This window comes from Celeribacter indicus, from assembly GCF_000819565.1.
Taxonomy (GTDB): domain Bacteria; phylum Pseudomonadota; class Alphaproteobacteria; order Rhodobacterales; family Rhodobacteraceae; genus Celeribacter; species Celeribacter indicus.
In genome coordinates, this window is record NZ_CP004393.1 from 4249565 (window position 1) to 4274922 (window position 25358).

20 protein-coding genes are annotated in these 25358 nt (G+C 66.5%); 4 read left to right on the top strand and 16 right to left on the bottom strand.

Annotated features, from left to right (window positions below; translation table 11 throughout):
* Positions 1 to 7: 7 nt before the first annotated feature.
* Positions 8 to 811 carry a tetratricopeptide repeat protein gene (locus P73_RS20805; protein ID WP_043871046.1) on the top strand — a complete coding sequence of 268 codons (804 nt, stop codon included), beginning with the start codon at positions 8 to 10 and terminating at the stop codon, positions 809 to 811.
* 48 nt (positions 812 to 859) lie between these two features.
* Here P73_RS20805 and P73_RS20810 read toward each other — a convergent pair whose 3' ends face one another.
* The 3 genes from P73_RS20810 to P73_RS26290 all read right to left on the bottom strand — a co-directional run bounded on the left by P73_RS20810 (position 860) and on the right by P73_RS26290 (position 4914).
* The gene (locus P73_RS20810) at positions 860 to 1060 is read right to left on the bottom strand and encodes a hypothetical protein (protein ID WP_043871047.1); all 201 of its coding nucleotides are present in this window, start codon (positions 1058 to 1060) and stop codon (positions 860 to 862) included.
* A 263-nt stretch (positions 1061 to 1323) separates the two neighbouring features.
* On the bottom strand, positions 1324 to 2805 hold the full coding sequence (locus tag P73_RS26815; protein WP_052453486.1) for a BapA/Bap/LapF family prefix-like domain-containing protein: 1482 nt from the start codon (positions 2803 to 2805) through the stop codon (positions 1324 to 1326).
* A gap of 288 nt (positions 2806 to 3093) precedes the next feature.
* A complete protein-coding gene (locus P73_RS26290) occupies positions 3094 to 4914 on the bottom strand; it encodes a BapA prefix-like domain-containing protein (protein WP_158401965.1) in 1821 nt (606 codons plus the stop codon).
* Positions 4915 to 5228: 314 nt separating this feature from the next.
* Here P73_RS26290 and P73_RS20825 point away from each other — a divergent pair, with 314 nt between their 5' ends.
* Both P73_RS20825 and P73_RS20830 read left to right on the top strand, forming a co-directional pair.
* Complete coding sequence (locus P73_RS20825) at positions 5229 to 7190, top strand: hybrid sensor histidine kinase/response regulator (RefSeq protein WP_158401966.1); 1962 nt, start codon at positions 5229 to 5231, stop codon at positions 7188 to 7190.
* 194 nt (positions 7191 to 7384) lie between these two features.
* Entirely contained in the window at positions 7385 to 7993 is a 609-nt protein-coding gene (locus P73_RS20830; RefSeq protein ID WP_338032862.1) for a response regulator transcription factor, read from the top strand.
* Here P73_RS20830 and P73_RS20835 read toward each other — a convergent pair whose 3' ends face one another.
* The 9 genes from P73_RS20835 to P73_RS20875 all read right to left on the bottom strand — a co-directional run bounded on the left by P73_RS20835 (position 7994) and on the right by P73_RS20875 (position 18962).
* Positions 7994 to 8440, bottom strand: a complete 447-nt coding sequence (locus tag P73_RS20835; protein WP_139267080.1) for a hypothetical protein — start codon at positions 8438 to 8440, stop codon at positions 7994 to 7996.
* A 33-nt stretch (positions 8441 to 8473) separates the two neighbouring features.
* Positions 8474 to 8758: a hypothetical protein gene (locus P73_RS20840; RefSeq protein WP_043871050.1), complete on the bottom strand. Its 285-nt coding sequence runs from the start codon at positions 8756 to 8758 to the stop codon at positions 8474 to 8476.
* A complete protein-coding gene (locus P73_RS20845; RefSeq protein WP_043871051.1) occupies positions 8739 to 8957 on the bottom strand; it encodes a hypothetical protein in 219 nt (72 codons plus the stop codon). The genes P73_RS20840 and P73_RS20845 overlap by 20 nt, the downstream gene beginning before the upstream one ends.
* Before the next feature lie 191 nt (positions 8958 to 9148).
* Positions 9149 to 10489: a BamA/TamA family outer membrane protein gene (locus P73_RS20850; RefSeq protein WP_052453489.1), complete on the bottom strand. Its 1341-nt coding sequence runs from the start codon at positions 10487 to 10489 to the stop codon at positions 9149 to 9151.
* Positions 10490 to 10536: 47 nt separating this feature from the next.
* The gene (locus P73_RS20855) at positions 10537 to 11712 is read right to left on the bottom strand and encodes an HlyD family type I secretion periplasmic adaptor subunit (RefSeq protein ID WP_052453490.1); all 1176 of its coding nucleotides are present in this window, start codon (positions 11710 to 11712) and stop codon (positions 10537 to 10539) included.
* Positions 11709 to 13844: a type I secretion system permease/ATPase gene (locus P73_RS20860; RefSeq protein WP_043871052.1), complete on the bottom strand. Its 2136-nt coding sequence runs from the start codon at positions 13842 to 13844 to the stop codon at positions 11709 to 11711. The genes P73_RS20855 and P73_RS20860 overlap by 4 nt, the downstream gene beginning before the upstream one ends.
* Before the next feature lie 33 nt (positions 13845 to 13877).
* Complete coding sequence (locus P73_RS20865; protein ID WP_082033325.1) at positions 13878 to 15170, bottom strand: TolC family protein; 1293 nt, start codon at positions 15168 to 15170, stop codon at positions 13878 to 13880.
* 290 nt (positions 15171 to 15460) lie between these two features.
* The gene (locus tag P73_RS20870; RefSeq protein ID WP_043871053.1) at positions 15461 to 17098 is read right to left on the bottom strand and encodes a hypothetical protein; all 1638 of its coding nucleotides are present in this window, start codon (positions 17096 to 17098) and stop codon (positions 15461 to 15463) included.
* Between the two features lie 352 nt (positions 17099 to 17450).
* Complete coding sequence (locus P73_RS20875; protein WP_043871054.1) at positions 17451 to 18962, bottom strand: Mur ligase family protein; 1512 nt, start codon at positions 18960 to 18962, stop codon at positions 17451 to 17453.
* A 114-nt stretch (positions 18963 to 19076) separates the two neighbouring features.
* Between P73_RS20875 and P73_RS20880 the strand changes: the two genes are divergently transcribed.
* Positions 19077 to 20705: a hypothetical protein gene (locus P73_RS20880; protein WP_043871055.1), complete on the top strand. Its 1629-nt coding sequence runs from the start codon at positions 19077 to 19079 to the stop codon at positions 20703 to 20705.
* A 40-nt stretch (positions 20706 to 20745) separates the two neighbouring features.
* On the opposite strand, the gene P73_RS20885 is transcribed toward P73_RS20880, so the two are convergent.
* Genes P73_RS20885 through P73_RS20900 form a run of 4 tightly spaced genes read right to left on the bottom strand, consistent with a single transcriptional unit; the run spans position 20746 to position 25353 of the window.
* A complete protein-coding gene (locus P73_RS20885) occupies positions 20746 to 22446 on the bottom strand; it encodes an ABC transporter ATP-binding protein (RefSeq protein WP_043871056.1) in 1701 nt (566 codons plus the stop codon).
* Positions 22447 to 22448: 2 nt separating this feature from the next.
* Positions 22449 to 23489, bottom strand: coding sequence for a siderophore-interacting protein (locus P73_RS20890; RefSeq protein WP_245629205.1), 1041 nt, complete (start codon positions 23487 to 23489; stop codon positions 22449 to 22451).
* Complete coding sequence (locus P73_RS20895) at positions 23486 to 24310, bottom strand: ABC transporter ATP-binding protein (protein WP_043871057.1); 825 nt, start codon at positions 24308 to 24310, stop codon at positions 23486 to 23488. The genes P73_RS20890 and P73_RS20895 overlap by 4 nt, the downstream gene beginning before the upstream one ends.
* Positions 24307 to 25353 (bottom strand): FecCD family ABC transporter permease, encoded by a 1047-nt coding sequence (locus tag P73_RS20900; protein ID WP_139267091.1) that lies wholly within the window; start codon positions 25351 to 25353, stop codon positions 24307 to 24309. Before P73_RS20900 ends, P73_RS20895 begins: the two co-directional genes overlap by 4 nt.
* Positions 25354 to 25358: the final 5 nt, after the last annotated feature.

Consider the following 25358-nt stretch of genomic DNA (forward strand, 5'->3'; position numbering starts at 1 on the left):
ACACTCCTTGACCTCTCGCGCCCTTTTCCTTCGTTCATTGGCCCTCCTGTTCCTTTTCTCGGCCCTGTCCGCCTGCGATACCGGCGCGCCCGGTGCGGCGCAAAGATATGCCCAGGACCAGACCTCCGAAACGCTCCAGCTCGCTCAGGCCACGACCGAGGCGGGCGACCCGGCCACCGCCGCGAAGCTCTTCGAAAAGGTCCTGCGTGCGGACCCGATCTCCGTTCCCGCCCTCCTCGGCGCCGGAGACGCCTATGCCCGCATGGGACAGAACGACCGTGCCGAGGCCGTGCTGGAACGCGCCCACGAGCTTGCGCCGAACAATGCGGAGGTGCTGACCACGCTCGGGCGCGTGAAACTCGCGCAGGGTCAGCCGACCGCCGCGCTCGAGGAATACGAAAAGGCCCTGCGCATCGACCGGCGCAATGTCGCGGCGCTCACCGGAAAGGGCGTCGCCCTCGACCAGCTGTCCCGCCACGCGGATGCGCAGGCGGTCTATGAAACGGCGCTCGCCATGTATCCGGCGAACTTCATCCTGCGGAGCAATTACGCCCTGTCGCTCGCGATTTCCGGGCAGATGGTGAAGGGCACCGGCATCCTTCAGGAACTGGTGCGGGATCCGAACGCCGCCCCCCATGTGCGCGGCAACCTCGCCCTCGTCTACGGGCTTGCGGGCCGGGACACCGATGCGCGTGCGACGCTCGCGCTCGACATGTCCCCGGCGCAGGTCGAGGAGAATATCGCCGCCTATCGCGCGATCCGCCGCCTGATGCTCGAGGACAAGCCGATCGGGGCGCTCATCTTCATGTAGGAAAGACGCGCCTTGCCGGCGATCCGCGGTCCCTCCGGGGACGGGAGGTCAGCGCAACCGGCGCGCCGGTTCGCCCTCTCCGTTGTCATCGGGGGAGAGGCCGCCGAAGGCCACGGCGAGACGGGCGAAGGCCTGTGCCGTCGCGTCAAAGCCCGAGGCACGGGCGGCTTCGCAGGCACAAAGCGCCTCGCACGCGAGCGCCTCTGCGCCGCGGGTCCCGTCCTCGTCTCGTGGGTCTGTCGCCGGCATCGCTTTTCCATCAAGAAACAAGAAAGGAGAGACGGATCACGCTGGGTGAGTGGTGTGGGGGTGACATGACCCGCCTCTCCAAGTTATGGGGCCGTCGGTAGACCCCGCAAAAGGGAAAATCTTGCAGGTTGACTTTCCCTTACGTATCCCGGTTTGCCCGGAATACGATCTCGATATGCGGCGACCCTGCGGTCGCCTCCTTCCCGAACCGGCCGCGCTCCCCGAGAGATCACCCGTCCTCCCGGAAAGCGCACCGGCAAGCCTCAGACCACGTCGTCGGTCCCGTCGGCACCGCCGAGCAGATCGCCGTCGAGCGGGTTGGCCAGCAGATCGCCCCCGCCGCCGAGCAATCCGCCGCCGCCCAGCAGACCGCCGACAAGGCCCTCGTTTCCGAGGACGCCATCCAGCAGGCCGCCCTCGCCGCCGAGCAGGCCATCCGTGACACCGCCAAGGAGGTCACCGCCGAGCAAGCCATCCTCGCCGCCGAGAAGCCCATCCGTGACGCCGCCAAGCAGGTCGCCGCCCAACAGGCCACCGTCGCCGCCGCCAAGCAGGCCACCGAGCAAGCCGTCCTCGCCACCGAGCAGGCCGTCCGTCACCCCGCCAAGCAGGTCGCCGCCCAACAGGCCGTCCTCGCCACCGAGAAGCCCGCCGAGCAAGCCACCCTCGCCGCCGAGCAGACCGTCGAGGAGACCGCCATCCCCGCCCGGCGTCCCGTCGCCGTCCGTCTCTCCGAGAAGGCCGGTTCCGGTCAGGTCGCCGACGAGGCCCGTGGATCCCGTCACCGCGCCGAGCGTGCCGTCGTTGAGGACGAGATCCCCAAGCAGACCTTCGGAGCCGGTAACGTCCCCGAGCAGACCGCTGTTTCCTGTCACGTCGCCGAGAAGCCCGTCGTCGGACAGGAGACTGTCGAGCAATCCGATGTCATCGCCCTGGACCCCGTCCCCAAGCAGCGGCTGGCCGAGCAGGCCAGTCCCGAGATCGCCGAGCACCCCGTCTGCGCCGATGAGGCTCCCCAGCAAACCATTGGCGCCCGTGACCGCACCGAGCAGACCGGCATCGCTCGTCACATCTGCAAGCAGGCCGCCCGTTCCAATCAGCGGATCGAGGAAACCCTGAACGGTGTCGCCATCACCGTCGCCGTCGCCATCGCCGTCACCGTCGCCGTCACCATCGCCATCGCCGTCGCCATCGCCGTCACCGTCGCCGTCACCATCGCCATCGCCGTCGCCATCACCATCGCCGTCGCCGTCACCATCGCCGTCGCCGTCACCATCGCCGTCGCCGTCACCATCGCCGTCGCCGTCACCATCGCCGTCGCCGTCACCATCGCCGTCGCCGTCACCATCGCCGTCGCCGTCACCATCGCCGTCACCGTCGCCATCACCGTCGCCATCACCGTCGCCGTCACCGTCGCCGTCGCCGTCACCGTCGCCGCTGGCCAATGCGACCACCCCGAGTGCGCCGAGCGCCGCGGCGGCGATACCCGCCTCGTTCATGCCGGCGCCGATCCCTGCGGCAACGGTCGGGTCTCCGTCGACGACCATTCCGTTGCTGTAGACAATGCTGTGAAGCGAGCCGGAGTCCGTCGGGAGATAATAACCTGCGACGGTGATCACGTCGCCGTTCCCGAGGGTGATGACGAGGTCATTGCCCGCCCGCGTGTATTTCTCGAGGCCGTCCTGATCGACGCCGAGGTTGATGCGCACCTCTGCGGGCGACGCGTAAACTGTCCGATTTGCCATAGGTCCACTCCTTTTCCCATTTCCCCTGTATGACAGACGAAGTCATGGCAGAAAGTATATGTAAAATACGTAAGTATATATATCCCATTCTTGGGTATATGTCGTCAACTTGGAGTTTCGCCGAAACGCCCCAAAATCCCTTGTCGGACCACATCTGGAGCGACAGGAGGGCAATCTGTTGCACATCGGTTGCAGCGGCGGAGCGGATTTCCCGCCCTTCCCCGCCAAAAAAGAACGCCCCGCTAACCGCAGGGCGTTCAAAAGATCGAAAACCGGATTCGGTGCGGATCAGAGGAGGCTTTCCTCGCCCCCGCCCAGCAACCCGCCGGTCAGACCGCCGAGCAAGCCGTCATCCCCGCCCAGAAGGCCGCCAAGCAGGCCGCCGGACGCATCGGGAGTGCCATCGCCGAGCAGGACGAGCCCCGTCGCTCCCGCGACCAGGCCTTCGTCGCCGATGACGCCGCCCAGCACCCCGTCGGATCCCGTGACGTCTCCGATGAGACCTACGTTCCCGGTCACATCGCCGAGCAGGCCGCCGTCCGCGAGGACCGGATCGAGCAGGCCATCGGCACCGGCCGTGTCCGCGCCGCCCGTCAGCCCGCCGAGCAGACCCCCCACGAGATCGCCGCCGGGAACACCCTCGAGCGCATCGCCGGCCCCGCCGAGAAGGCCGCCCACGAGGTCGCCGCCAGGCACACCGCCGAGCGCGCCGCCCTCACCGCCCAGGAGGTCACCCACGAGATCGCCGCCAGGCACACCGCCAAGCACGCCGCCCTCACCGCCAAGAAGCCCTCCGACGAGCCCCTCATCGCCAAGCACGCCACCGAGGAGACCGCCCTCGCCGCCGAGAAGTCCGCCCACGAGGCCCTCGTCCCCGAGCACACCGCCGAGGAGCCCGTCCTCGCCGCCCAGCAGACCGCCGAGAAGGCCGTCGTCATCGCCGCCCAGCAGGCCACCCAGCAGACCCTCGCCGCCCAGCAGACCGCCCACCGGGCCCTGGTCTCCGACCAGACCGCCGACCAGACCGTCCGCACCGATGATGCCGCCCAGCAAGCCGTCGTCGCCAAGGACACCGCCCGTGATGCTGCCTTCACCGACGAGACCGCCGAGGAGACCGTCGCCACCGAGAAGACCGCCGACCAGCCCGTTTTCTCCGAGCAGGCCGCCCAGAAGGCCGGTCCCACCGAGCAGACCCCCCACGAGGCTGTCGCCGCCGAGGAGGCCGCCGACCAGCCCGTTTTCCGCCAGCAGGCCCCCGACCAGGCCGTCTTCCGTGAGCAGGCCGCCCACAAGACCGTCCGCCGTCAGCAGGCTGCCCACGAGACCGTCGGATCCGAGGAGCCCCGCCGTCAGGCCGGTGCTGCCGAGCAGGCCGCCAACAAGGCTGTTCTCGCCGAGGAGGCCTTCGGTGACGCTGTGGAGCGGATCCTCGCTCGGATCGCCCTCGCCCAGCAGGCCGGTGCCGAGCAGCGCGCCGACCAGCCCGTTCTCGCCGGTCACCGCATTCAGCAGACCGTCATTGCCGACCAGCGTGCCCAGCAGGCCGTCCGAGCCGGTGACCGCGCCGAACGCACCCTCATTGCCGGTCAGTTCGCCAAGAACACCGCCATCGGCGACCAGCGAATCGAGAAGGCCGATGTTTTCCGCGACATCCCCGTCGCCGTCGCCATCTCCGTCACCATCCCCGTCGCCATCACCATCGCCGTCCCCGTCTCCGTCGCCATCTCCGTCACCGATGATGGAATCGGAAGACTTCTTGTCGTCGTTCGACGCGGCCGCGATCGCGACGCCCGCCATGCCGGCCAGCACCGCGCCAGCCTCCGCCGTCGAGACCCCGGCACCGAGACCGCCCATGGCGGCGCCAATTCCGGCCGCCTCGACCGTCTCGCCGATGAACACGCCTTCGACCCCGCTATACGAGCCGTCCGCGAAGAACAGCTTATGCGCATCGCCGGTCGCGGCAGGTTCATAAAAATTGTCGACGCGGATGCTGTCGCCGTTGGTGAGCTCCACGAGAAGATCATCCCCGGATTTCACGTAGCGGCTGACGCTCTCTTTCACGACCGGGATTCGCACGTTCACTGCGTCGCCGGCGATAATTCCACTCATTGCCATAAGTACTTTCCTTGTCCTGCGGGCCTAGGCCGCGGTAAAAAACCTTATCGGACGCCCCCGCCCATATAGGAGTCTCGTTATCATAGGTATACATCCTTAATCAACACTTTAGTATTATATCAATGGCAATTTGAATATGTCCTGCCCTTTACCGAACAGATGCCCGCGCGGAAACCCGGTGGAAGGGGGTTTGACCTGGGCGAGTTTTCAACGAATGATGCCCTAACTTTGAACGAAATGTTTCTGCCGATGTATTTTTCCGGGGGTTCCGTCCTGGCATGCGCGGAATATCGGAACAGGTGAGCAAGATGACGTCCATGCAAGGCCGCAGCGAAGGACAGGTCGTGAACGCGGAAACCCGTGCCTCGGTCCAGACCATCGCGCGTCTGATCGCGACGGACCGGCGGCCCGCGGTTCTCGCCAATGAAAAGGGCGAGATCCTCATCGCCAATGCTCCCGCGCAGCGCCTCGACCTCGACCGCGCGGCCCTGACGGAAAAGCTCGACTGGCGCATGCTGTGCAAATCCGCGCTCCGCGCCGGCAGCGTCTCCGTCTCCCTCCCGCTCGACGGCGGCGCGACGGAAGGCGAGGTGGTGTACCTGCCGCTGGGAAGCGGCGCCGGTTTCCTTCTCCGCCTCGCGGAAACCGACCAAGAGGCGACCTGGCTGCGCAACCGCTCGCGCGCCGCCACCCTGATGCGCGTCGCCCACGACCTGCGCACGCCGATCCAGTCCCTTCTTGCCGCCGCGGACGGGCTGCTCGACAGCGGCGCGGCCTCTGCCGAGGACCGGGAGACCGCCCGCAAGCAGCTGCACAACGCGGCGAGCCTGACGCTCGATCACATCAACAACGTGCTCGCCGTCATCCGCGGGGAACAAAGCGTCGCGGGCATGCGCCCGGACGAGGATTTCAACGTCACCGAGGAGTTGCGGACGCTGATCGCGATGATCGGCCCGATCGCGAGGGCACGCGATGTCGAGCTGAGGCTGCGCCTCGATCCGATCGAGGATGTCTGGGCGCATGGGCCGGTTCGCTTCGTCCGCGCACTGTTCCAGAACATGATCGACAATGCCGCGAAATACGGCGGGCACGATGTCGAGATCTGCCTCTCGGCCCGCCCGCTCGCCGCCACGGGAGAGGGGCGCGACCAGATCGCCTTCTCGCTGGTCGTCTCGGACACCGGTGGCGGCCTGCCCCCCGAGCAGAAAACCCGCCTGCTGGAAAGCACGGGCAAGGGCGAAACATCCCCGACCGGGCGCGAGGGCGCCAGACGCGCCTCTGCCGGGTTGAACGTCCTCGGCCATGCGTTGCGCCAGCTCGGCGGCACGATCGAGGTGCTGGACAGGTACGAGGAGGAGGAGGACAGGTCGCCGGAGCGCAAGGTCATCGGCACGACGCTCCGCGCGACCTTCACCCTCGATGCGCCGGAAACGCGGGAGGGAGCGGCGGATGCCGCCCTCACCCCGCCGGTGGCGGACTCCCGCCTCGACGGCATCACCGTTCTCGTGGTCGAGGACAGCCCCGCGAGCCGCGACTGGCTCCGGCAGATGCTCGGCTCCGCCGGCGCCACGGTTCGCGCGGCGGGAAACGGGATAGAAGGTCTCGCCCTGCTCGAACGCCCCGACCTCCATTCCGAAATCGACGTGATCCTCACCGACATGACGCTCCCCTACATGAACGGCGTCGAATTTGCCACGCGGGTCCGGCACACGGGACCGGCCGGCGCCGCACCGGGATGGAAGGGACCCATTGTCGGCCTCACCGCCCATGTCGGAGACGAAATCCGGCGGGCCTGTCAAAAGGCGGGCATCGCCCGCGTCCTCGAAAAGCCGATCCGGCCGGTGGCCCTGCGCAAGGCGCTGCTCGAGGTTCTGGGCAGGGATGACGCAACCTCCTCCGCCGACGCCCCTGCCGCCGCGCATGGGGAGCAGAAATCCGCCGCGGGCGATCCTCTGAAAACGGCGGTCGTCACCGAACTGATCGCGCAATTCGGCCTCGAAGGGGCGAAGTCGTTCATGCGGCGCGCCCATGGCGAGGCTGAGAGCGTCCTCTCACGGTTGCGGGCCGACGGCGTGGGCCCCGATACGGCGCGGCTTCTGCACGCCGCGACCGGCGCCAGCGGCCTCACCGGACTGAAAGCCGTGGAAACCAGTCTGAGGGCAATGGAACATGACGTAGCGGAAGGGCGGACCGATCTTTCCGAAGCCATGAAAAATTTGCAAACTTCGCTCACTCAGACCCGACAGGCGATTGATCAACTCGAAAATTAGGGATCTCACATTATATTTGCATAGTTGCCACTGTTCGCGCCAATATCGTAGAAATCTCGCTCCCAGCGTCCCGCCCCCTCCCATCTACCCGCGGGCTGGCCTTCGGCGAACATTTAACCCCATATGAAAGAAAGAGAAAAATGAATCTGGTCTCTGCAACACCTGAGGGTGCAAAGGAAACAGGACGGGTTCGCGTGCTCATCGCCGACGATCACGCGATGGTGCTGGAGATGTTCGAGCATTTCCTTTCCAACCTGCCCGATATGGAAGTTTCGACAGCTCCCGACCTGGACGCCGCTCTCTCTGTCATAGATGCGGAAGGCCCGTTCGATCTCGCGCTCGTCGATCTCAACATGCCCGGCATGAACGGGGTGTCCGGCCTCAAGAAGACGCTCGAACACAATGGCGGCCGCCCGGCCGGCATCCTGACCAGCGCGCCGTCGCCCCATGTGGTCTCGGAGATCCTCCAGATCGGCGGAGCGGGCGTGATCCTCAAAACGGCCTCACTGAAGGATCTCGCCAACGAGATCCGCTTCATGGCCGCCGGCGGCCGCTACATTCCCGTCGAACTGATCGAGCAGAGCCGCACCCGCTTTCGCGAAGCCACCAATTCGCCGCTTTCGGACCGGGAAATGGATGTCCTCGCCCTTCTTTCCGAAGGTCGTCCCAACCGGGATATCGCGAACGCCTTGCAGCTTGCCGAGGCAACCGTGAAAATGCATGTGAAGTCCATCTGCACCAAGCTCGGCGCGAGCAACCGCACCCAGGCGGTCATCGTGGCGCGTGACATGAACATCATATAGTCAGCACCCCTCCTCGGACCGGATCAGGGCGTGTATGCTGCCGAGAAGGGCGGACGCGGGCGTCTTCGCGGGCACATTGTCGTGGCAGAGGCCGAGTTCGGCCAGTACGGAGATCCCGTCCCGGAATTCGCTGTCGATCCCGATGATGCGGATCTGCGGCAATGTGCGTCTGATCTGCATGCAGGCCTCGGCCGCCGCTTCGGGCGAGCCGAAGAAATCCTCGTCGATGACGAGCACGTCCAGCCGCCTTCTGGTGCTCCGGACGATGTCCATCGCCTGATCGCAGGACTCCCCGCGCAGGAGGTTCACATAGATCCCGGCGCCCGGCCTGCTCATCTCATAGGGAAGATGCGGCCAGTCCGACAGGACCAGCACCTGTGCCTCCGTCGCTCCGCTCATTGCACCGACGGGGCTCGAGGCCGATATGTCCACAGGATGCTGCAACATAGTCAAATTCCCCTCATGTCCCTGGCCAGGACCTCAGTTGCCGGCTCCGAAGATCCGCCCGAGACCCCCCGTGAAAAAGGCGGTATTCGCGCCGATGAAATTGCGGAACGCGGCGGAACCGGCGGCAAGGATCCCCTCCCCTGCCCGCGGCCGGGGACGAAGGGTGCGGACCGGTCGGTTCGCCTTGAGGATCTGCCGGATGTCGCGCGCCGCTCCCCTGCGGTCCATCTCGACGTCACAGCGGGAGAAGATGTCCTCCTCCACCTCCCGGATGGTCGGAAACCCGCCGGAGAGATCGTTACGCATCGTCGACTTCATGGCGCACAATTCCTTTTGTCTCGAAACGCTGTTCACGCGCGACCCCGACATAATTGAAAACCGCGATCAGAAGCACCGACACCAATCCACTGATCACATAGGCGGAAACAACGACGGCAAGGCCGTATCCCAGCAGAACCGTGATAATCGCAACGACGATCGCAAGGACCATGGAAATCAAGACAGAGCCGAGCATCATGATCCCCACTCCAAAATACATACTTTAGATAACCTATATACTTTATGAGATATTAACACAATATTTTTATTATGAGTTATGACGGAAAGAGATCCGCCCCCGGAAGATAGCCATGCCAAACCGGGCGCTCCCGCCATCAGGAACGCGACGGGCCGCAGCCCGCCCGCGGAGGGCGCAGCCGTTCGGGAAATTCAGAAAGCCGTGCGCACGCTGAGGCCGAAGATTTGCTCGTCATCTCCGTCCTCCTGTTCGACAGGCTCCGCGACATAGAGGGAGACCGGTGCCGAACCGACATCGAAGCTGACCGAAAGGCCGACGGAAGTCCTGCGATATCTCCGGTCGTCCACGGTCCCGCCCAGCGTGTCGTCGAGCCCCCAGGAGGCGCCGGTATCCACAAAGGCGCCGGCGACCAGCGGCGCGTTGAAGACGTCGTCGAAACGCCTTTGCACTTCGAAGGAACTGACGGCGAAGGTATTGCCGCCAAGCGGGTCATCCCCGTCCCTCGGCCCCACCCCGCGGGGCGCGAAACCGCGGAAACGGTCGGCGGCGGGAAAGAACCGGTCCACGGCGCGCGTGTCGTTGTCCCCCGCCCCGTCCACCGTTCCGGCACTGACGGAGATCAGCATCCGCCATCTGTCACCGAGCGGCACATAGGACCGGGTCTCGAGCCGGCTGTCGAAGATCTCGTCCTCCGTGCCGAGGTTCCAGAAATACTGGTCGAAGGAGACCGAATAGCCCACCGCGTGCCACCTGTCCTCCGTCTCGGAAAAGGAGGCATGCGCCACGCCGAGATGCAGGAAGGGCGCGTCGAGGCCGGAGATTTCCTCGCGGGCGATGAGCGGGCTTGCGTCTGCCTCGATCCCGGTCTGGGAATGATCGCGATATCCAATGCCGCCGGTCAGCCGCAGGTTTTCACGCGGCGTCCAGACCAGATAGGCCTCGATCTGCTTGTTCTCGTGGGTGTAGGACAGGTCGTCGAAGGACAATTCGCCATAGCCGAGATCCAGCCCGAGATCGAGATTCTCCCGGAACTCCGCACGATAGAAGCGGCTCGTGGCGCGCTTCACCTCCGGGTTGTAGTCGAGCTTGAGGGAGCCGTAGGTGCCCGGAAACAGGTTGTATCGCTCGAAGAACAGGCTCGCGATCAGGCCGTCTTCCGACGCGTAGGCGAGAGAGGCCTCGATGCGCCCCGGCCGCGTGTTCAACTCCTTCACGGAGATCACGAGGACATCGCCTTCGGCGGAAAGAGCGACGGTCTCGAACACGCCGGTCGACATCAGGCATTCCTCGATCGCACGCAGCTCCAGATCCAGGTAGGGCACGCCGGCCTGCGCGCCGCAGGTCATGCGGATGTCGTCTTCCGGTATGAACTCGGCCCCGCGGACCTCGACGGCGCTGTAGCTCCGCAGCGCGGCCTGCGACGCCGCGCCCTGCGCAAGGCAAAGACAGGTCAGAAAAAGCGCAGTCCTGCGCAGGCGCGTTCCGGCGTTTCCGGATCGAACGCGATGTGGTCTCGAAATATGCGGCAGCATTCTTCTCTCTTCTTCAATCCCGCGAGGCCCGGCCCGCGCGTTCCCCCTTAGCGCAAGCGTGCGCGCATGAGCGGCCGCGTCAGATAGCTCAGCACGGACCGCTTTCCGCTCTCGATATCCACCTGGGCGACCATCCCCGGCCGGATCGAGTAGCTTTCGCCGTAGCGCTCGAGATAGCTCTGCTCGGTCCGCACCATCACGCGGTAGAAATCCTGCCGCCCCTGCGGCGTGTCCTCCTCGACCGTATCCTCGGAAATCTGGGTAACCGTCCCGCGCAGATCGCCATAGGTGGCGAAATCATAGGCCGTGATCTTGACGCTCGCCGGCATCCCCGGCGCGACGAAGGCGACGTCGCGCGGCAAGACCTTCGTCTCGATCAGGAGCTGGTCGTCCGTCGGCGTGATCTCCATGATCGGCTCGCCCGGCTGCACGACACCGCCGAGTGTCGTGATCTCGATGTTGTTGATCCGGCCGGAGACGGGGGAGCGGATTTCCGTGCGGGTGAATTCGTCCTGCTTCTGGATGAGCTCCTGCTGAAGCGTGGTCAGCTTCGCCCGGCGCGCCGCGAGATCCTTGTAGGCGTCCTGGACATAGGCGTTCCGGGTCTCGTTGATCTTGCCGTCGAGTTCCGCCCTCTGCTGGCGGAGTTGCAGGAGGTCGATCTGGCTCACCGCGCCGCCTTCCACGAGCGGGCTGGTGATCTCGATCTGGCGCTCGATCGTGGCGCGTTCCTCCTCGAGCGAGGCGAGCGACGCCTCGAGCTTTGTGCGGCGCGCCTCGAACAGGCGCAGTTCGGTGACCTCCGCCTCGTTCGGCTCCGGCCCGTAGTCCAGTTCGGGCTTTTCGAGCACTTCCGCCTGGAGCCGGCTCACCTCCGCCTCCAGGGCGACGATTTCCGCCTGGGTCGCATTGAACGCGGTCTCCGAGCGGGTGGGGTCGAGCCGGGCGATGAGCTGCCCCTCCTCGACGATGTCGCCCTCGCTGACATGGAGCTCCGCAAGGATCCCGCCCTCGAGGCTCTGGATGGACTGCATCCGCCGCAGGGGCACGACGCGCCCCTCGCCGCGGGTGATCTCGTTGATCTGCGCGATTGATGCCCAGAGGACCGCAATCACCACGGAGGCCACGACCGTCTGGATGACGAGGCGCGCCCGCTTCAGCGTCTGGCGCCGGATGCTGCCGTCTATATAGCTGGTCTCTATGGCGTCGAAGCTGTTGCTCATTGCACCGCCTGCACGGGTTTCTTCTGGGCCGCGTTCGCACGGGCCGCGTTCAGGATCTGGAGCAGGTCGCCATCCCGCGCCACGCGCCCGTCCTTGAGAACGATCGCCCGCTCCGTCAGGCTCAGGAGCTCGCGCTTGTGGGTGGAGATGATCGTGGTGCGTCCCCGCAGCCATGTCTTGAGATACTCGATGACCTTCGCTTCGGTGACATGGTCGAAGGCCGAGGTCGGCTCGTCGAGCAGAACGATCTTCGGATCCTGCAACAGGACGCGGGCCAGCCCGATCGACTGTCTTTGCCCGCCGGACACGTTCGCGTTGCTCTGGATCTGGAGATCGAGCCCGCGCACATGCTGGCGCACGAACTTGCCGAGGCCGACCGCATCCAGCGCCTCGAGCAGCTCATCGTCGGAATGCAGGCCGTGATCCAGCAGGAGGTTGTCGCGCAGCGTCCCCTGGAACAGCGCGACGCTCTGCGGCAGGTAGCCGATTTGCCGCCGGCGGTCGATCGGGTCGATCTGGCTCATGGCGAGATCGTCGAGCAGCACGCTGCCGGCCTGCGGATCGGTCAGCCCGGCGAGCAGCCGCAGCAGGGTCGACTTGCCGGCGCCGTTGCCGCCGAGCAGCGCCACCCTCTCCCCCGCGGCGATGCGCAGTTCGGGCAGGGCGATCACCGGCGGCGCCTGGGGATCGTGGCGAAAGACGACGTCCTGAAGGGCATAGGTTCCGCCGATCGCGCCCGCGCGCACGAAGTGCCGGTCGCTCGGGCGTTCCACCGGCAGCTTCATGATCGCGTCGAGCCCTTCCATCGCGGCGCGGACGTGTTGCCAGCGCGCCAGCAGGCCGGCCACCTGCCCCATCGGCGACATCGCGCGCGTCGAAAGCAGGGTGCAGGCGATCAGGCTGCCGACCGTCAGATCGCCGGCGCTGATCAGGTAGACGCCCGCGATCACGACACCGGCGTAGGCGAATTTCTGGACCGAGCTGACGAGCTGCGACATCAGCGTGGTGAGGTTGCGGGTCTTGATCGCGGTCGTCGCCATGGTCGCAGTCAGTTGTGCATGGGCCCGCTGCAACCGCGCCTCGCCGCGCGCGGCCTTGACGGTTTCGAGATTGGAGATCGTTTCAAGGAGAAGCCCGTTCAGCGCAGCCGCCTCGCGGGTGTTCTCGCGCGAGGCGTGCCCCAGCTTCCTTTGCATGACCAGCCCCGGCAGGACCGTCAGCACGGTGCCCGCGACGACCACCCATGCCACCGGCCCGCCGATGAACCAGATCACGCCGATGAAGACGAGCACGAAGGGCAGGTCGCAGATCGCGGTGACGGTGGTCGAGGTGAAGAATTCCCGCACCGTCGCGAAGTCGCGCACCTGGTTGGCGAAGACGCCGGTCGAGGCGGGCTGGTTCACGAGGCGCATGTTGGCGACCTTGTCGAACAGCTGGGCCGAGAGGCGCAGGTCGAGATCGCGGCCGGAGACGTCCACGAGGGAGGAGCGCATCAGGCGAAGCACGAGTTCGAGCACGATCGAGATGCCGACCCCGCTCGCGAGGATCCAGAGCGTGTCGAAGGCGTTGTTCGGAACCACGCGGTCATAGACCTGCATCGAGAACAGCGCCGTCGCGACGGCCAGAACGTTCGCCGCGAAGGAGGCGATCATGACATCGCGGTAGATCCACCAGTTTTCGAGCACCGGCCCCCGGAGCCAGTGGCCGCGCCCCGCCTTCTTCCCGTCCAGCCTGTCGGAGACGATGTCAATCGGCTTGGAGACGAGCACCCGCCCGTCGTGGAACCGTTCGAGTTCCTCGACCGTCCAGACCGTGCGGCCGCCGCCGGATTCCGGCAGGACGAGCGTCGCATTGTCAGCTGACAATTTTTCGAGCACGACCGTCCGCCCGTCCCTGAGAAAGGCCAGCACGGGCAGGCTGTGCTCGGGCAGGGATCGCAGGGGCTCGCGGCTGATACGGCAACTCATGTTCGCCCGCCGCAGGGCCAGCGGCGCGAGATCCACTGTCATCTTCTCGCCCTCGTTGCGCGGCAGGCCGTCGGTCAACTGCGCCTCGCTACAGGCCACACCCTGCACGCGGCACAATTCCAGCAATCCCAGAACGAGAGGATCTTGAGAAGATACGTTATCCATGGTGCAGTCTCCGATCTCGCATGTCCGTCTCGCCTACAACGTCCCCGACTGTGCCTGGAGCAGGGTTCCGAGCACGCCGAGATCCTTCGCGGACTCGTATTCCGTCCTCTTGCGCTCGTCATACGCATCGACCTGGTCGATCTGGGCGTCGTAGAGGTCACGGCCCGTGGTCAGCAGATCGAGGATTTCACGTCTCCCGGCGATGAACTGGTCTTCGTAGGTGTTCAGAACCTTTTCCGCTTCGGTCAGTTGCACGCCACGTGCCACTTCGCTCCGGGTCAGAAGCTCCAGGCGTTCAAGTGCGCTGGCAGCCGTGTTCCTGAGCTGGCGTTCCGTGGCGTCGAGCGAGGATTTCGCGCCATCCAGGGCGAGGCGGGCGGACTGGATCTCGCGTTGTCCGAAACTGCGCGAACTCAGGTCCACTCCGGCGGAGATCCCGAGGGCCGTCTGCGTGTCGCCACCGTTGAGGTCGGTGCGGGCCTGCGCCTGGAGCTTGATCGTCGGGAGGCGTGCGGCCTTCGCGACCCCGATCCCCGCCTCGGCTTCGAGCACCTTCGCACGCGCCGCGATATATTGCGGGGAGATGCGCACGGCCGCGTCGATCTTGCCCTGCGTCGCATAGATGTTCTCGAAACCGAGCGCCGGGGGAACGCTCACGCTGCCGACGGGCTGGCCCACGAGGAAATCGAGCTGGGACATCGCGATCTGCCGGTTCGCGAGGATCTGGGTATACTGATCTTCGGCGCGGGCGATCTCGAGACGCGCGCGCGCCACCTCGCTGTTGTCGCTGACCCCGGCGCGGGCGCGGTCCTCGGCCTGTGAGGACAGCCGGCGGGCGAATTCCAGATATTGCCGGGTGAAGGCGAGTTTCTTGTCCATCACCTCGACATCCAGAAAGAAGCCCGCGATCTCGAAGGTCAGGTCCTCGATGGCGGCTTTCAGATCGGTGATCGCCTTGACACGGGCATGCGACGCCTCGTCGATCCGGCCGCGCGTCAGGCCCCAGTCGAACAGGACCTGTTCCACGCTCAGCGTCGCACCGGCGCCATTGCTGTCCGTGGTGCTGCTTTCGCCGGACAGGCTGATGGACGGGAAATAGGCGTCCCGCGCCGCCTGGATATCGACGGAGCGGACCGCGACCTCCTGCCGGAGGGCGGCGAGACCCGGATCCTGCGACGTGGACAGCAGAACCGCCTCCTGCAACGACATCTGTGCGGCGGCGGACGAACAGAGGACCGAAAGCCCGAAAAGCGCCGTGAAAAACACGGTGAGCGTCGAAATATGGGTTCGGACGGTCCCGAAAGAAGAAAACGCGACAGAGGCCATCAAGACGCCTCCCCCTCGCTTCGGAAGGGCGCCACTGTCCCAAGCCTCAATGCCGCAGATACGCTCATCCGCTCCCCCTGAAACATTTGTCATTGAATCCGGCATGTGCCGCAATCAATGAGAACGGTCTCTTTTTCAAAATATCAACCGCGTCCCGCCTGCATCGGGTCGCATTGCTGTTCTTCCCCGCCCAAAAGGCGGTACGATCTACAAACTACACCCTGAGTTGCGTTTCAAGGTAGATCTGAGACATATCTTAAGTTTCAGTTCAAAGCGTACATTTGGTCACATCACTGATCCGATTGGTCGGGCAGCAGACCATCGAGGAGGGAAACACCCAGATCGGGCCCATCGGAAAGCTCGAAAACAGAGCCGAGGTCCAGGGGACCGCCGTCGGTGAGCAATCCGGTCAGGCCATCGGCCAGCGACGCTGCGCCGTCCTCACCGAGGAGCGCCCCGAGCGCATCCCCACCCGCGGCGAGATCGCTCTCCGCCGGGCCCAGGATCTCGCTCAGGAGGGTGTCGACCTCGCCTTCGTCCGCATCGCCGGTGCCGCCGATGACGCCCTGCTCGATCAGGAGCCCCGCCAGGCTGTCGTCGCCTGCGAGCCCCGCGAACAGGTCGCCGTCCGCATCGCCCAGAACGTCGAGGCCGAAGACATCGTCGTCACCGAGAAGGCCGGACACGATATCCGTGCCCGCATCGGCCAGGCCGGTGGTGACGTCCTCCCCGAGCCCGAGCAGGCCGTGCAGGAAACCGTCGTCGGAGGCGTCCTCGACGATCGGGGGCTCATCGGAGGGCGCCGGATCCCCGGCGGCGTCCGACCCGCCGCCACCGAGCAGACCGCCCAGAAGTCCGCCGGAGCCGAGGAGACCGCCGAGCAGGCCGTCATCCCCGAGGATCGGATCGAGCACCGGGATATCTCCGACGACGCCGTCGATCAGGCCATCCTCGCCGAAAAGCTGATCGGTCAGGTCGGGAAGGAGACCGTTCTCGCCCAGAAGATCGTCGACGGGGCCGAGATCCAGGATCGGATCGAGAAGCCCGCCGAGCAGGCCGTCGTCTCCGAGGATCGGATCGAGGATGCCGTCGCCCGACAGAAGCCCGTCCTCTCCGGCGATGATGTCCACGATGCCCCCGAGCAGGCCGTCGTCCCCGAGGAGGTCTTCGAGGAAACCGAGGTCGATCAGGCCGTCTTCGCCGATCAGACCGTCGAGAAGCTCTCCGACCGCGCCCTCATCTCCGAGCAGCCCGGACAGGATCCCGTCCTCGCCGAAAAGCGCGTCGAGAAGGGAATCCAGAAGGCCCTCGTCCCCGAGAATCGGATCGAGAACGGTATCGAGGAGACCGCCCCCTCCGTCGTTGTCCGAATTGCCGCCCGGCAGGACGCCCTGGGACGTGCCGGTGCCGACGCCGGAAAAGGAGGATGCCCCCTCCGCCCCGGCAATCTCCGCGAGCACCGCCTGGGCCCGGTCGGCCGCATATCCGGCATTCTCGATCTCGCTCGTCCGCCCCGCTGCGGCGGCGCCACCGGCGGCCACTTCAGAGAGCGCGGGGTCGATCACATCCTCGACGACAGGGGCGGAAAGCACGGACGGCTGGGCCGCCACCTCCTCCCCGGCAACGCCGCCGGCGGGCTTTGCCGGCGCCATGGTCCCCGCGGCGACGGAGGTCGCATCGCCTTCGTTCGGGGTGTCGCTTTCGCCGCCGGCCTCGCCGGCGAAGGCGGCGGCGTCCCGGTTCGACCCAAGTTGCAGCGCCAGCCCCATGCCGATCGCAGTGGCGGTCATGCCGTTGAGACTTGAGCTCCCGGAAAGCCGATCGGGCCGTGCGTCATCCGCCGCGCGGGGAAGCAGGTCCAACTCCTGCGGCCGCTCGCTCTTGCCAATCTGTTTCTTCTCGGTCGCCAACTCGAAAACCTCCACCACTCTGCCGCCTCAGCAGTATAGGATCCACCGCAACATGAGCTACGGTGGATCAGTATATAAAGCCGTCCGATCACCATCTGAATATCCGGCCCGGACGGGTGGCACCCTCTCATCTGGCGCCACTATACATACCTATGGCATGATCTGAAATATAATTAGTATGCCACAATGACTTTAATTTTACCGAATCACGAAACGAACTTCCGTGGCACTTTAAAACCTTTCCAAAAAATCCATTAGAAATCAAGCACACTGGCTTCCTCTCAACCACAGGCCGTCACGTCGGAAAAGTATATAATCTAAAGTATTATTCCTCTCAAACTGTGTCAGGGAAGTGCTTCCGCGAATCAACTCACAGCTCGAGGGCCGGCCTTCCCTCCCTGAGATGGCTGACGAATTTGCGGAATCTGATGTCTCCCAGACCGTTCTGCCCGCGCCCGCTTTTCACGACGACCACGTCCCCGTCCTGCAACGCGGAGAAGACATGCGCATAGAGATCCTCGACCGAGACATCCTCATGTGCGCCCCTCAGGGAGGCGGGAAGGGCGTCATGCAGCGCCCGCATGAGAGGCCCCCAGGAAAAGACGGTGTCCGCCCCGCTTCGCACGACCGCCTCAGACAGGGCGCGGTGTTCCGCCTCTTCGCGGGCGCCGACATGGCCGATCTCGCCGAGCACCGCGATCCTGCGTCCCCCCGGACGCGGCCGCGCCAGCGCCAGAAGATCGAGGCAGGAGCGGACGGAGGCGAGCGTGGCATTGAAACTGTCGTCCACGACCGTCACGCGCCGGCCGTCCCCGACGTCGGCCTCGAAAACCCGCGCGCGACCGCCCACAGGCGTGAACTCCGCCAGATCCGACACTGCCTTGTCCAGGTCGAACCCCGCGACGCCCAAGGCCAGCAATGCTCCGAGAGCGTTCATCACCATGTGCCGCCCCGGCACCTTGAGGAGGAGGTCGAATGTGCGGCCGAGCACCCGGACACGGGCGCGTGTCGCGCTGATGTCGCTTTCGATCGCGAGAGGACAGGCGTCGTGATGCAGTTCCGTCCCGAAGGTGTGGATCCGCTGCGTCCGGCGTGCGGCCAGCGCGCGGGCCAGCGGAAAGTTCGGAAGATCGCCGTTGATCACCGCCGCACCGCCCGGCGCGAGGCCGGAAAAGATGCCGCTCTTGCAGCGCAGCAGGAGTTCGAGGCCGTCGGCCTTCGCCAGCATCTCGGGGGAGAACATGTCGAAATGCGCGACATCCAGCGTCATCAGCAGCGCGACGTCAGGCTGGGCGATACGTGAGGACCGCTCGACTCCGTCCAGCGGCTTGCCGAAGCCCATCTCCACCACACAGGCCGCATCCGAGCGGCCCGCCGAGGCAAGCGTGCGATGCACGCCGGAGATGTTGTTGTTGTTCGCGGCCGAGGCGGTTGCGCCGCCCTGCCCGGCGGCCATATGCCGGATCATCTCGCGCGTGGTCGTCTTGCCCACGGTGCCGGTGACGGCAAAGACCTTCCCTCCGTGGCGCATGCGGGCGATATGGGCCATGTCGCGCAGCGCCGTCCATGTGTTCTCGACCAGGCAGACAGGCAGGGACGCCGGCAGCCTGCCGAGGGAGGCCCTGACCGAGAGGAGATGGTCCTTCTGCACGAGGATCGCGGCGGCCCCCTGACGCGCCAGCCTTGGGATCGCGCCGGAGGCATCGGCACGGCTCCGTCCCCAGGACGACGGGTGAACCAGGACGCAGATATGGTCCTTCATGTTCCCCGACACATCGTAGGACACCCGCCGCGGCGCCCAGTCGGCGGGCGGAGCGATGAGCCAGCGCCCGCCCGTGGCCTGCGAAATTTCATAAGGGGTCCACAAGGCAATATCGTGCATCGGTTGAAATCCGTTCCTTGCAATCGGAGAGGGCCCGCACGGGATTGTCCTCGCCCCATCCAAAATATAAACTCACACTTAAGTATAGGAATTTCTAAAACGAATGAATAGGCGATGACAGGGAAAGACCCTTTCGGACCAGCCGCGGCGATCCTGCGGAACATGCCGGGCATGGCGGCCGGAACAAAGCTCGAGGGGCCGCTCTGGCTGGCATGGCGCCGCAACGGCAAGCTGATACAGGGAGGCTGGTACGAGAACGCGACCCTTGGCGAAGCCATCGCCACCGCTGGCGCGGTGCCCGGTGCGGACCGGGCGACGGCGGCCGAGCTCTGCCTGACGCGGGACTACCGCGACGTCGCCCCCGAAGCCTTCGGCCGCGTCTTTTCCAACGGCGCGCGCGGGCGCACGGGGATCGAGATCCGGGCAGGGAAATTCCTCCACCGGGTGCCGCCCACCCTGACCATCGCGACGAACCGCAGCTTCCGGCGCGAGCTCGAGCTTTTCGTGGCGAAGACCGGGCTCGAGGGGGCCCGACTGGCAAGGGAGGCGCGGCTCCGGGCGTTTTCCGCCCGCAAGATCCTCGTCCGGCTCGGGCAAACCGCGCCTGCGGTGGAGATCTACCGCGCCAACCAAATCGTCCCTCCCGAGGCGGCCGGCCGTGCGCTGCTGGAGGACTGCATCCGGGGCATGGCCGACTGGATGCTGGGCAATCTCGCCGACGACGGGCGGATGACCTACAAATACTGGCCCAGCCGCGGCACCTGTTCTTCCGCCGACAACACGATCCGGCAGTTCATGGCGACGGTCGCCCTCGGCCGGATCGCGCGGCGCGGGGACCATCCGCAGGCGGCGGAGGCGTTCAGGCGAAACCTGCGCCACAACCTCGGCCTCTATTATCGGGAGGTCGAGGGGATCGGCACGATCATCCTCGACGGGAAGGCGAAACTCGGGGCCGTCGCGCTCGCCGCGCTGGCGATCGCGGAAGGACGGCACTACGGCCTCATCGCGCCGGACGCGCATCAGGACGCCTTCGCCGGGCTCAATGACTGCATCGACCGGCTCTGGCAGCCGGACGGCGCGTTCCGCACCTTCCTCGTGCCGCGCGACAGGAACGACAACCAGAACTTCTATCCGGGGGAGGCGCTGCTCTACTGGGCCACGCTTTACCGGACCGCCCGCAGGCCGGAGCTTCTGGAGCGCTGTCTCAAGAGCTTTTCCCATTACCGGGACTGGCACCGCCGCTTTCCGAATCCGGCCTTCGTTCCATGGCATACGCAGGCCTGCAAGATGCTCCACGACGACACGCAGAAGCCCGAGCTCGCAGATTTCATCTTCGAGAGGAACGATTGGCTGCTCGGGATGCAGCAATGGGAGGGATCTGTGGCCCCGGATTTCCACGGCCGCTTCCATGATCCGAAACGTCCCGAATACGGTCCGCCGCACAGTTCCGCGACCGGCGTCTATATGGAGGGGCTCGCCGACGCCTGGCAGCTGGCCCACAGCCTCGGCGACCGGGCCCGCGCGGGTGCCTATGCCGCGGCACTGACGCGGGGGCTGCGGAACATCGCGCAGCTCCAGTTCCGCGATCCCGAGATCGACGCCTTCTACATCACCCGCAAGGCGGCGGTCATGGGGGCGATCCGCACGGAAATGTATAACAACGAGATCCGCGTCGACAATGTCCAGCATTGCCTGATGGCCCTCATGAAGATCGCCGCCGCGCCGGATTTCCCGCTGGCCTGAAAGGAGGGAAGCGGGGCGTCACGTCCCCCGCTCCCGCGGCTCAGCCCGCCAGCCCGTAATAGGCGGCCTTGCGGGCGAGGAGTTCGTCATGGATCCCGGTTTCCACGATCCGGCCATCCTCCATCACCACGATCCGGTCGGCGTGGCGGATGGTCTCGAGCCGGTGGGCGATCACCAGGGTCGTGCGCCCCTCCGCCAGCCGGTCGAAGGCGGCCTGCACCTCGCGCTCGGTCTTGCGGTCGAGTGCCGAGGTGGCCTCGTCGAGCAGGAGGATCGGCGGGTTCTTGAGGAACACGCGGGCGATGGCCACGCGCTGGCGCTGTCCGCCCGACAGCAGCACGCCGCGCTCGCCCACCACCGTGTCGAGCCCCTCGGGCAGGCGCGTCAGCAGCTCTCCGAGCTGTGCCAGTTCGACCGCCTCGAGGATCTCCGCCTCGCTCGCGTCGAGCTTGCCATAGGCGATGTTCTCGCGCAGCGTGCCGCCGAAGAGGAAGACGTCCTGCGACACGAGCCCGATCTGCGCGCGCAGGGAGGCGAGCGTCATCTCCCGCACCGGGATGTCGTCGATGCGCAGCTCGCCCGACGTCGCCTCATAGAAGCGCGGCACGAGCGCCATGAGAGAGCTTTTGCCCGCCCCGGAATGCCCGACGAGCGCGACCGTCTGTCCCGGCTCGACGGTGAGCGAGACGTCGCGGAGCACGGGCTGGGCGCCGTCGTAGGAAAAGCTGACGTGATCGAAGGCGATGCGCCCGTGCAGGACCGGCGCCGCGCGAGCGTCCGGCGCATCCTCGATATCCGGCGCGGTCGCCAGAAGCTCGAGATAGCGCTTGAACCCCGCGATCCCGCGCGGATAGGTCTCGACCACCGCGGCGATCTTTTCGAGCGGGCGGAAGAACACGTTGACGAGCAGCAGGAACCCGACGAAGGCGCCGGTCGTCAGGCTGCCCTGAAAGACAAAACCCGCGCCCACGACCATCACGATCAGCTGCACGAGGCGCAGGCCGAGATAGTGGAAGGTGGTCAGCCCCGCCATGATCCTGTAGGCCTCGAGCTTCGTCTTGCGGTAGCGCGCATTGTCCCTGGCAAAGAGGCCCTGTTCGTGGCGCTCGTTGGTGAAGGCCTGCACGACGCGGATGCCGCCGAGGCTTTCCTCGAGCCGCATGTTGAAGGCGCCGACACGGGCATAGATCCCCTGCCACGCCCGCGTCATCCGCCCGCCATAGACCGCGAGCAGCCAGACCATCGCGGGCACGATCACGAGCGTCAGGAGCGCGAGCTGCGGATGCAGCCAATACATCAGCCCGAAGGCGCCGGCGAAGGTCATGATCGCGATGAACAGGTCTTCGGGTCCGTGATGGGCGACCTCCCCGATCTCCTCGAGATCGCGGGTCACGCGGGCGATGAGCTTGCCCGTGCCGGCGCGGTCGAACCAGCCCCAGCTCAGCTTCGTCAGATGCGCGAAGGCGCGTGCGCGCATCTCGGTCTCGATATTGATCCCGAGCTTGTGGCCCCAGTAGATCACGATGGCCATGAGCCCGGCGTTGAACAGGTAGATCACCAGCAGGCCGATCGCCGCCAGCACGGTGAGCGACCAGTCGCCCTGCGGCAGCAGGTGGTCGATGAAGCCGGAAATCGCGAGCGGGAAGGCGAGTTCGAGCAGCCCCGAGAGAACCGCACAGCCGAAATCGAGCCAGAAAAGGCGCATATGCGGTCGATAATATGCAAAGAATGCGGACAGCACGATCAGCTCTCCCCCTTGATCCAATAGGTCGCGGCGGTGAATTCCGATTTCGCGAGACCGCGGTCGAGCAGCGCCGCGCGCGCCGCCAGGGCCTCGGCCTTTTCCGCCGCGAAGAATACATGGCGCGCGCCTTCGGGAATGTCCATCGCCGCGAGCGCGGCGACGGGGTCGGCCCCCCTGTCCCGCGCGAGCCAGGTCAGGGTCACGCCCTCGGGATGGGTCAGCGGCTGGCGGTCCTCCGCCTCCGGCACGACGATCACCGCCTGTCCGCGCGTGTCGGGCGCGAGCCGTGCGAGCATGCGCGCAACGGCCGGAAGCGCGGTTTCATCCGCGACGAAGCCCTGCCAGGGCGCCTCCTTCCGCCCCTGATCGCCCGAGGGCCCTGCAAGCGCGATCTCCTGTCCCGGCCGGGCCGCCGCGGACCAGTCGGTGACGCGCCCGCCCTCGTGCAGGAAGATATCGAAGCTCAGCCGCGTCTCTCCGCCTTCGGTCCAGTGTGCCCGTGTGGTGTAAACGGGCCGGTGCCAGGCCGACGCGCCGCCGGGCCAGACGGTGACGCCGTTCCCGTCGGTGGCGGGCCAGGCCGCGCCCTCGGGGCCGAACAGGAGCCGGAAATGCAGCCCGCCCTGCCCGAAGCGCGCAAGATCGGCGCCGCTCACCGTCACGCGGCGGTAGGACGGCGAGATCCGTGCGACGGAGACGATCCGGGCCAGCGACAGGTTCGCCGGAAGGGCGCGCGGCCGCGCGCCGGTCCAGACCGGGGACAGGCCGTAAAGCGCGAGTTGGTCGGTCAGGAAATCCCGCAGCATCTGGAGGTTGGCGTCGTCATCGCCCTCGACCGAAAGTTGCACCCCTTCGGGACGGGACCGCGCGGTAAGGCGTCCGCCGACCATCTGGACACTGATCGTGTCGCCGCTCTCGCGCAGGGGCATGTCCCAGTCCTCCGCCTTGTGGCGCAGCTCCGCGAACACGGGTTCCGCGGGGACATCGAGCACCGTCCGGATCGCGGGCAGTTCGTGCGTCGTCACGTCCTTGGCCATCATCGCGTGATCTCCTTTTCCGGGACCGCCTGCACACCATGGCGGCCGCGTGGAATCATCATGGGTTTGCCGCTCACCGGATCGGGAATGACGAGGCCGTCGAGCCCGAAGACCTCGCGCAGCACGGCCTCGGTGAGCACGTCTTCGGGCCGGCCGGTGGCGTGGATCCGTCCCGCTTTCATCGCGACAAGCACGTCGGCATAGCGCGCGGCGAGGTTCAGCTCGTGCAGCACCATGACCACGGTCGTGCCGCGCGTGCGGTTGAGATCGGTGAGCAGGTCGAGCACCTCGATCTGGTGGTTGATGTCGAGGAAGGTCGTCGGCTCGTCGAGCAGCAGCACCCCCGTCTCCTGCGCCAGCGCCATCGCGATCCAGACCCGCTGGCGCTGGCCGCCCGACAGCTCTCCGACCTCGCGTTCGGCAAGGTCGAGCGTCCCCGTCGCCTCGAGCGCGCGCGTCACCGCCGCTTCGTCCTCCGCCCGCCAGCGCGCGAAGATGCCCTGATGCGGGTGCCGGCCACGGCTCACGAGATCGAGCACGGTGATCCCTTCGGGCGCGATCGGCGTCTGCGGCAGCAGGCCGAGCCGGCGCGCAAGCTCCCGCGGCGGCATCTTGTGGACCGGGCGCCCGTCGAGCAGCACTTCTCCGCGCACGGGCGCGAGAAGGCGGGACATGGCGCGCAGGAGGGTGGATTTCCCGCAGGCATTCGCGCCCACGACGGCGGTGATCCGGCCCGGCACGAGGCCGAGGTCGATCCCGTCGAGCACGGCGCGCGCACCGTAGCCCGCCGCGAGATCCTTGACGCGAAGCGAAGCGGGGCTCACAGGGCACCTCCCGAGCGGTTGTCGCGGACGATGAGAAACAGAAGATAGGGCGCGCCCAGCACGCCGGTGACGATCCCGACGGGATAGCGCGCCGGCAGCAGGAATTGGCCGGCGTAGTCTCCGAACAGGACGAGCATCGCGCCCACGAGGGCGGCGGGCAGGAGGAGCGAGCCGTCCCGCCCCGTCACCCGTCCGGCGATCGGGCCCGACAGGAAGGCGACGAAGGCCACCGGGCCGGCGACCGCCGTGGCGAAGGCGACGAGGCCGACCGCCGCGGCGATGACGCTCACCCGCGTCGCCGACAGTCTCACGCCCAGCCCGGCCGCCATCTCGTCGCCCATGCGCAGCGCCTCGAGATCGCGGGCGCGGCCGAGCAGCAGGCCACCGAACACGACGAGCGCGGCCAGGAGCGGCAGCGCGTCCACGAGCCGCGCGCCATTCACGCTTCCGGTCATCCAGCGCAGCGCGTCCTGGAGCGACCAGCTCGGCGCGCGCGTCAGGAGATAGGCGGTGACGCTCTGCAACATCGCGGAAAGGCCGATGCCGACAAGGATGAGACGCGCGCCGGTCACGCCCTGCCGCCAGGACAGGACGTAGATCAGCAATGCCACCCCGAGCCCGGCGCAGACCGCGACGACGGAGACGGCGACGCCGCTCAGCGAGAAGACGACGATGGCGAAGACCGCCGCGGCGCTCGCGCCCGAACTGATCCCGATGATGTCAGGGCTCGCGAGGGGGTTGCGCAGCATGATCTGGAAGGCGACGCCGCCCATGCCGAAGCAGAGCCCCGCGAGCACCGAGACGACGGCGCGCGGAAGGCGCAGGTCGAGCACGGTGAAACTCGTGCCCGGCACGGTCTCGCCGGCCAGCACCCGCAACAGGAGGCCCGGCGGCGTGAAGGACTGGCCGAGCATGAGCGTGAGGCCTATCCCCGCGAGGATGAGCGCGGCGAAGAGGCCGAGGACACGTCCCCGGCGGCGGCGGCTGGCCTTGCGCAACTGCCGCAGACCGGCAGAGGAGGAGGGGGAGGAGGAAAAGGCGATCTCCG